General features: G+C 70.1%; 7 protein-coding genes. 4 read left to right on the forward strand and 3 right to left on the reverse strand.

The features are described from left to right. Positions 1 to 35 precede the first annotated feature (35 nt). Positions 36 to 1,604 (reverse strand): phytoene desaturase family protein, encoded by a 1,569-nt coding sequence (locus ACE3P6_RS18720; protein ID WP_374397955.1) that lies wholly within the window; start codon positions 1,602 to 1,604, stop codon positions 36 to 38. A gap of 84 nt (positions 1,605 to 1,688) precedes the next feature. Here ACE3P6_RS18720 and ACE3P6_RS18725 point away from each other — a divergent pair, with 84 nt between their 5' ends. After that, entirely contained in the window at positions 1,689 to 3,254 is a 1,566-nt protein-coding gene (locus tag ACE3P6_RS18725) for a phytoene desaturase family protein (RefSeq protein WP_374397956.1), read from the forward strand. Beyond that, positions 3,251 to 3,739, forward strand: coding sequence for a MarR family winged helix-turn-helix transcriptional regulator (locus tag ACE3P6_RS18730; protein ID WP_374397957.1), 489 nt, complete (start codon positions 3,251 to 3,253; stop codon positions 3,737 to 3,739). The genes ACE3P6_RS18725 and ACE3P6_RS18730 overlap by 4 nt, the downstream gene beginning before the upstream one ends. A 16-nt stretch (positions 3,740 to 3,755) precedes the next feature. Here ACE3P6_RS18730 and ACE3P6_RS18735 read toward each other — a convergent pair whose 3' ends face one another. Then, on the reverse strand, positions 3,756 to 4,649 hold the full coding sequence (locus ACE3P6_RS18735; RefSeq protein ID WP_374397958.1) for a hypothetical protein: 894 nt from the start codon (positions 4,647 to 4,649) through the stop codon (positions 3,756 to 3,758). 3 nt (positions 4,650 to 4,652) lie between these two features. Beyond that, positions 4,653 to 5,273 (reverse strand): transcriptional regulator, encoded by a 621-nt coding sequence (locus tag ACE3P6_RS18740; RefSeq protein WP_374397959.1) that lies wholly within the window; start codon positions 5,271 to 5,273, stop codon positions 4,653 to 4,655. 109 nt (positions 5,274 to 5,382) lie between these two features. Here ACE3P6_RS18740 and ACE3P6_RS18745 point away from each other — a divergent pair, with 109 nt between their 5' ends. After that, positions 5,383 to 6,480 (forward strand): M20 family metallopeptidase, encoded by a 1,098-nt coding sequence (locus ACE3P6_RS18745; RefSeq protein ID WP_374397960.1) that lies wholly within the window; start codon positions 5,383 to 5,385, stop codon positions 6,478 to 6,480. A gap of 7 nt (positions 6,481 to 6,487) precedes the next feature. Next, the coding region (locus ACE3P6_RS18750) for an ornithine cyclodeaminase family protein (protein ID WP_374397961.1) at positions 6,488 to 7,365 on the forward strand (878 nt) is incomplete at its 3' end.

The raw sequence follows: 7,365 nt of genomic DNA on the forward strand, positions 1-7,365 counted from the left end.
TCGTGTTCCCTGTTGGTTGTTCTGGGTCGTGGTCGTCAGTTTCCGGCGAGTTTCCGCGCCAGAAGGAATCCGGGTCCCGCACCCGTTCCCGCGCCCGGCCAGACGGCGGCGCCGGTGAGGTGGAGGTGGGCAAGCGGGGTCGAGCCGTCGGCATGGCCGCGCGCGGGGCGGAAGATGAAGTGCTGCGACAGGTGGTGGCTGCCGCAGACCTGGTCGCCGCCGACGAGGTTGGGGTTGTCGGCCTCCAGCTCCACCGGCGTCACGATCCGGCGGGCGAGGATTTTCGCGCGGGCGCCGGGGGCATGGACCTCCAGGATCGAGAGCGCCCGCTCCGCAAAGGGCTCCGCCGCCTGCGCCCAGTCAGTCGCGGCGATCTCTCCCCTGGCGTCGCCCGCGATGGTGCCAGGGGCCATGCGGACCTGCACCCAGAGGACGTGTTTCCCTTCAGGCGCGCGGGACGGGTCGAAGACGGTGGGCTGGCCGACGACGAGGATCGGCTCGTCCGGCAGCAGCCCGGCCAGCGCCTGCTGGTAGGTGCGCGCCATCTGGTCCAGGCTGGGGGCGAGATGGACATAGGCGAAGCGTTTCAACTGATCGCCCGCGCGCCAGTCTGGTAGCGCGTCCATCGCCAGATGGATCATCATGGTGCCGGGGGCGTGGCGGTAGCCGTCCATCGCCTTGTCGAAGGCGGGGGCGGTGTCGCCGGTCAGCTTGCGCAAGCCCTTGGGCGAGGTGCCCGCGATGACGGCTTTCGTCGCGGTGATCCGGCGGCCATCCGCCAGCTCGATCCCGGTGGCGCGGTTCCCCTCGCGCAGGATGCGGGCGACGGCGGTGCCGGTTTCGACGGTGCCGCCCCGCGCGGTGATGGCGGCGCTCAGCGCCCTGACGATGGTATCCGCGCCGCCCTTGCCGATCGCCATGCCGAAGGCCTGACCGGCCATCCCCTCCAGATAGGGGAACATCGCCCCGCCCGCGACATCGGGGGCGAAGTCGAGGTGCATCCCCCAGGCCCCGAGCAGCGCGCGGATATGGGGATGGCGGAAGGTCTCCTCCAGCCAGGCGCGGGGCGAGGACAAGAGGAACCGGGTGAAATCCAGCGACCCAGCCAGACCCTTGCCGCGCAGTGTTTTAAACCCAAAATATGCAAGCGCACGAATCCGCATCCTTGAGCCGAGAAGCCCGAAGAGGTGCGGTGCCTCGGCCCCGAAGCGGCTGGTCAGCTCCTGCCAGCTCTGCGCGTCGGCCTCGGACAGCGCACGGAAGGCCGCAAGGGTCTCGTCGCCCACGGTGGATACGCCCGCCCATCTCCCATCGGGAAAGGACGAGGCGAAGGGCCGGTCCACCGGCACGAACTCGCAGCCGTGGCGGGCGAGTTCCGCGCCGCAGGCCTTGAAAAACGGGCTTCCCGCGAAGAGCGACAGGTTCATCGCCGCCCAGTCGTGCCGGAAGCCGGGCAGCGTATACTCGCCGGTCTTGACCGCCCCGCCCGCCGAGGCGGCCTGTTCGAACACGCCGACGCGCCAGCCCTTCGCGGCCAGATGAAGGGCGGCAGCAAGCGTGTTGTGGCCCGCCCCGATCAGCACTGCGTCAAAGGTGTCGGCCATGCTCCCCCGCCGGATTAACGACGGGATAATTGCAAATACATTTAATTCTGTCTAGCGTGTTTGATGATTGAAGGGGAGAGCAGGATGCAGCCCGATCACGTCATCATCGGCAGCGGGATCAACGCGCTGGTCGCAGGCGCGATGCTGGCGCTGAAGGGCGACCGCGTCCTGCTGCTGGAACGCGAGGCGGTTCCGGGCGGCTGCCTTCGCACCGAGGAGATCACCCTGCCCGGCTTCCGCCATGACGTGATGGCGGCGACCTGGGTCCTGTTCATGACCTCGCCAGCCGGGGCCGCGCTTGGGCCACACCTTGCCCGGCATGGGTTCGACTACTGCCACAGCCCGCACCCGACCGCCGTGCTGCGCCCCGACGGGCAGGCGCTGGTGCTGACGACCGACCGGGCGAAGAACGTCGCCGCCTTCGACGCGCTTGCGCCGGGCGACGGCGCTGCCCATGCCCGCGACGTGGGCGGGGTCGAGGCGGATGCGCCGTTCCTGTTCGCTCTGCTGGGTGGCTCGCTCTGGTCCTGGTCGACGGCGAGGCTGCTCTGGGGCCAGATCCGCAAGCGCGGCCTGCGGGGCCTGGCCGCCTGGTTCGGGCGGGCGCTGGTTCCGGCGCGCGGCTGGCTGGAAACCACCTACACTTCGCCCACGGTGCAGGCGCTGTACGCGCCCTGGGTGCTGCATTGCGGGCTGACGCCGGAAAGCACCTATTCCGGCCAGATGGGCAAGGTCATCGCCTTCGCGCTGGAGGCGGCGGGGGCGCCGATCGTGAAAGGCGGCTCGGGGGCGGGCGTGGCGGCGTTCCGGGCGCTGATCGAGGCGAAGGGCGGCGAACTCCGCTGCGGCGCGGATGTGGACCGCATCCTTGTCCGCGACGGCAAGGTGAGAGGCGTGGCTCTGGCCGGTGGTGAGGAAATCGCCTGCGGATCGGTTCTCGCCTCGGTCGCGCCGGGACAGTTGCAGGAGCGGCTGTTGCGTGAGGCGAACCTGCCCGAGGACAAGGCGGCGGCGCAGGTATTCCGACATGGGCGCGGGAATTTCCAGCTGCACTATGCGCTGGACCGGGTGCCGGACTGGCTTACGCCGGGACTGGACGAGGTGGCGCTGATCCATCTGGCGGACGGGATCGACTCCGTCTCGAAATCCGCGAACGAGGCGGAGCGGGGGATGCTGCCCGCCACCCCAACCATCTGCGTCGGCCAGCCGCACCGGCTGGACCCGTCGCGGGTGCCCGAGGGCAAGGCGATCCTCTGGCTGCAGATCCCCGACGCGCCACGCGTGGTCAAGGGCGACGCGGCGGGACAGATCCCCACCGATGGCAGCTGGTCCGAAGCGACCCGCGAGGCCTTCGCCGACCGGATCGAAGCCATTCTCAGCCGCCACATCAAGGACTTCGACGCCATCAAGCTGGCCCGGCGCGCCTACAGCCCGGCGGACCTGCAGGCGATGAACGTCAACCTTGTCGGCGGCGATCCCTATGGCGGGCTTTGCACCATCGACCAGTTCTTCATCTTCCGGCCCTATCCCCATTCCACCAACGGCACCAACCTGCTGCGTGGCTTCCTCCACATCGGCGCTTCGACCCATCCCGGCCCCGGCCTTGGCGGCGGGTCGGGCTTCCTTGCGGCGAAACGGCTGGGGGCATGACCGACCAGTCGCCCCCGGAGCGCCCGCCCGGAGCGCTGCCGCGCCTGGGCGAGATCGGGCTGGCGAACTATGCGCCCTATCTGATGAACCGGATCATGGGGCGCTACAACGCGCTGCTGCGCGACGAGATGGCCGGGCTGGGGCTGACCACGCCGAAGATGCGGGCGCTGGCCGTGCTGTCGGTGATCGAGGGGCCGCTGATCCGCGAGCTTGCGGTCTATGCGGTGGTGGAACAATCGACCCTCTCCCGCGCGCTGGACCAGCTGGCCGGAGACGGCCTGATCCGGCGCGAGACCGATGCCTCCGACAGCCGGGCGACGCGGGTGCATATCACCGAAGCGGGCCGCGCGCGGTTCGAGACGCTGTGGCCCCGGATGGCCGAGACGCATGACCGCATGTTCCGGGGCATCCCTGCCGAAGAGCGCCGGGCCTTCGTGGGCACGCTGCAGAAGATGCTGGCCAACATCCGCAGGCACGAGATCTGAAGCACCGTCGCGCGGCCTAGACAGACTTTCGCGCCGCCGGGCTGCTGCGGCTGTGCAGGACGAAGCCGTCCTCGGTCGGGGCAAGCATGACCTCGATCCCGGCCAGGTCGGAAAGGTCGGCGACATGGGTGCCGCCGCAGGGCATCGAAGCCACGACGCCGTCAAGGGTCGTGGACCACAGGCGCCGGTCGCCGAGGGGGCCTTCGCCGGGGGTGATCCGCACGGGGGCGGGGGCGTGCAGCATCTGGCGCAGGGTGTCGTTCATCGTCGCCGCATGGCGCGGCAGGTCGGCCAGGAACCCCGCCGCGTCGAAGCCTTTCTTCCGCAGCGACTTGCCCAGGCGATAGCGGTCGGTCGAGCCCTCGGGCCCGATCCCGCTGTGCGCGATGGCCGCCTTGTCGAGGTTCGGCGCGCCAAGGGCGTCGGGGTCCTGCGGGTCTTTCGTCCAGAAGGGCGCGGCGCAGCGGTTCAGCGCCAGCGCCGCCAGGTGGACGCCGGTGTGCTGCAGCGACAGGGCCTCGCGGAACCGGGGATCGACGTCCAGCGTCACGGCCTCACCCACCAGGGGCGCGGCCTCGACCACATGCAGGACCACGGCGGCTAGGTCGGGGTCAAAGCGTTTCAGCGCGCGCGCCGCCTCGCCGGTTGCCAGCAGGCCGGTGAGCCGGTTGACCAGCCCTTCGCAACTGTCCAGGACAGCCAGCCGCCGCCCGTCGGCCAGGATCAGCCAGCCCCGGTCGCCCGGCTGGTCGGGCCAGGACAGGCTGACCGGATGGAACGGGCTGCGGTCGGTCACGACCAGCCAGCCATCGTCGGACTGCGCGACAAAGAGCACGCAGGCCGCCTCGCGAAGGCCCCCACCGGCGAAACTGGTGATCGTGCCGCTGCGCAAGCCGGTCTGCAGTTCCATCCGTCACCCTTCCCTGTTCCCGGCACCCCTGGCGGCGCGCAGGTAGTTGTAGACGCTCGCCCGGCTGAGCTGAAGCACGCGCGAGACATAGGCCGCCGCGTGCTTGCCACCGAAGGCGCCGTCCGAGGCAAGCTCGCCGACAAGCTGGCGCTTCTGCGCGCGGCTGAGACCGGTGATCGAGACATGGTTCCGTGCGGTCCAGGCATGGACATACTGGTTGATCCGTTCGTGCCAGTCTTCCTGGAACAGCACGGCAGGCTGCCCTGCACCAGAGGGGACGCGGGTCAGGGCCGCAAGAAGATCGACCGCCGCCTGCAGCTGGGTCACGTCGAGATTGATGCACAGGACGCCGATGGCCCGCGCATCCCGGTCGCGCAGCACGGCGCTGACCGACTTGATCCGGCGACCGTCGAAATTGACCTTCTCGTAGGGGCCGATCAGCGCGACATCGGGGCGAAAGTCGATCTCGTGCAGCAGGGACGGCTCGCCGATCTCGCGGCGCGAGAAGGGGTTGGCGATATGCGCGACGGTTTCGGTCGCCAGATCGTGCAGCACGACTTCGGCCTGGGGCTGCAGCAGCAGCGCGATGGCGTCGCAGACAGGGTGGAAGGCGGCGAGGGGCATGGTGGCTTTCGCTGGGCTTGCCGGAACTATACATCGCTGTATAACTTGGACAAGAGAATCCATCGGGGGTGCGATGCTGACGGCAAGCGAGTGCGAGCGACTGGTCGAAATGCGCCACCATCTGCACCGGCACCCCGAGCTGTCCTGCGTCGAGGAGCGGACGGCGGACTTCGTCGCCGACCGGCTGCGGGAGCTTGGCCTGCCCGTCGCCACGGGGATCGGCGGGCACGGGCTGGTGGCGACGGTGGGGCGCGAGGGCCCGGCGGTGGGCTTGCGCGCCGACATGGATGCGCTGGCGATTACCGAGCTGACGGGTCTGCCCCATGCCTCGCAGGCCCCCGGCGTCATGCATGCCTGCGGCCATGACGGGCATATGGCGATCCTGATCGGGGCGGCGACGATCCTGCAGCGGCAGGGGGTCGCGGGCCAGGTCCATCTGGTCTTTCAGCACGCGGAAGAACGCTATGGCGGCGCCCGGATGATGCTGGATGCCGGGTTGCTGGACCGCTTTCCGATGCAGCGGATCTTCGGGTTGCACAACTGGCCAGGCCTGCCGGTCGGCGCGGTTGCGGTGCATGACGGGCCGGTCATGGCGGGGACGGCGGAATTCGCGTTGCAGTTCCGCGCGGCGGGCGGCCATGCCTCGATGCCGCACCTGACCGGCGATCCGCTGCTGGCGGGCGGGCAGTTCATGGTCGCGATCCAGCAGGCGGTCGCCCGCTCGGTCGATCCGATGGAGGCCGCGGTGGTCACGGTCGGCTGCTTCCGGGGTGGCCATGCGCAGAACATCATCCCGCAAGAGGCCGAGCTGACCGGCACGCTGCGGGCGTTCCGGGCCGAGACGCTGGCGCATCTGCGCGCGCGGGTGGCGGTGGTGGCCGAGGCGGCGGCGCAGATGGCGGGCTGCGACTGGAGCCTTGCCTTCGACGCCAACCCCTGCAGCCCGGTGGTGAACACCGGCCCCGAACGCGACATCCTGCGGCAGGCGGCGGGCCGGGCGCTGATCGCTGCCCCGCCGCCGGTGATGGCGGGCGACGACTTCGGCGAACTCCTGGGTGTCTTGCCGGGGGCCTATGCCTTCCTCGGCAATGGCGAGCTTGCGCCGGAAGCCGGGCTGCACCAGCCGAAATACGACTTCGCCGACGCCATCATCGCACCGGGGGCCGAGCTTCTGGCCCGCGCCGCGCTCTTTGCCCTTGCTGCCTGAGGACCCCATGCTCCAGCTTTCCCGACCCCAGATCGAGGCCCTGGTCTCGGTCGATGCCGAAACCGCCGAGGCGGTGCGCGACGCCTATCGTGCGATCTGCGACGGGCGCGCCAACCTGCCCCCGGTCGGCTATCTGGGCTTTCCGGCGGCGCATGGCGATTGCCACATCAAGTATGGCCATATCGCCGGGGATGCGGTCTTCGCCGTGAAGATCGCGGCGGGGTTCTACGACAATCCGGCCAAGGGCCTGCCGTCCAGCACGGGGGTGGTGCTGGTGTTCTCGGCCCTGACCGGGCAGATGCAGGCGCTGCTGGCCGACGAAGGCTATCTCACCGACCTGCGCACCGGGCTGGGCGGGGCGGTGGCAAGCCTTGCGCTGTGCCGCCCCGACGCCCGGCGCTTCCTGATCGTCGGCAGCGGCACGCAGGCCTACTGGCTGGCGCGGGCGTTGCAATGCCTGTCGCCGGGGGCCGAGGTCGCGATCTGGGGACGGAACCCCGACCGCGCGGCGGCGCTGGTCGCGCGGCTGCCGGGCACCTCGGTCGCGCCCGAGCTGGAAGCCGCCTGCCGGGCCGCCGATGTGATCCTGACCGCCACTCCGGCCAGCGCGGCGCTTGTGCGGTCCGACTGGGTGGGTCCGGGCTGCCATGTCACCGCCATCGGCGCCGACAGCCCCGGCAAGCAGGAGCTGGAAACCGCGCTTGTGGCCCGGGCGGACCTGCGGGTGGCCGACAGTCTGGCGCAATCGCTGGACCACGGCGAATTCGCCCATGCCCATGCCGCAGGGCTGATCCGGCGCGACGATTGTGTGGAGCTTGGCGACGTGCTTTCGGGCCGGGTTCCGGGGCGAAGGTCAGCCGGGGACATCACCATCGCCGACCTGAC

Origin of the sequence: Tabrizicola sp. (genome assembly GCF_041911175.1) — a bacterium.
Taxonomy (GTDB): domain Bacteria; phylum Pseudomonadota; class Alphaproteobacteria; order Rhodobacterales; family Rhodobacteraceae; genus Tabrizicola.

Coding starts and splice junctions, on each gene's coding strand:
- ACE3P6_RS18735 (WP_374397958.1), bottom strand. CDS start 4,649: ATGGAACTGCAGACCGGCTTGCGCAGCGGCACGATCACCAGTTTCGCC.
- ACE3P6_RS18745 (WP_374397960.1), top strand. CDS start 5,383: ATGCGCCACCATCTGCACCGGCACCCCGAGCTGTCCTGCGTCGAGGAG.
- ACE3P6_RS18720 (WP_374397955.1), bottom strand. CDS start 1,604: ATGGCCGACACCTTTGACGCAGTGCTGATCGGGGCGGGCCACAACACG.
- ACE3P6_RS18740 (WP_374397959.1), bottom strand. CDS start 5,273: ATGCCCCTCGCCGCCTTCCACCCTGTCTGCGACGCCATCGCGCTGCTG.
- ACE3P6_RS18725 (WP_374397956.1), top strand. CDS start 1,689: ATGCAGCCCGATCACGTCATCATCGGCAGCGGGATCAACGCGCTGGTC.
- ACE3P6_RS18730 (WP_374397957.1), top strand. CDS start 3,251: ATGACCGACCAGTCGCCCCCGGAGCGCCCGCCCGGAGCGCTGCCGCGC.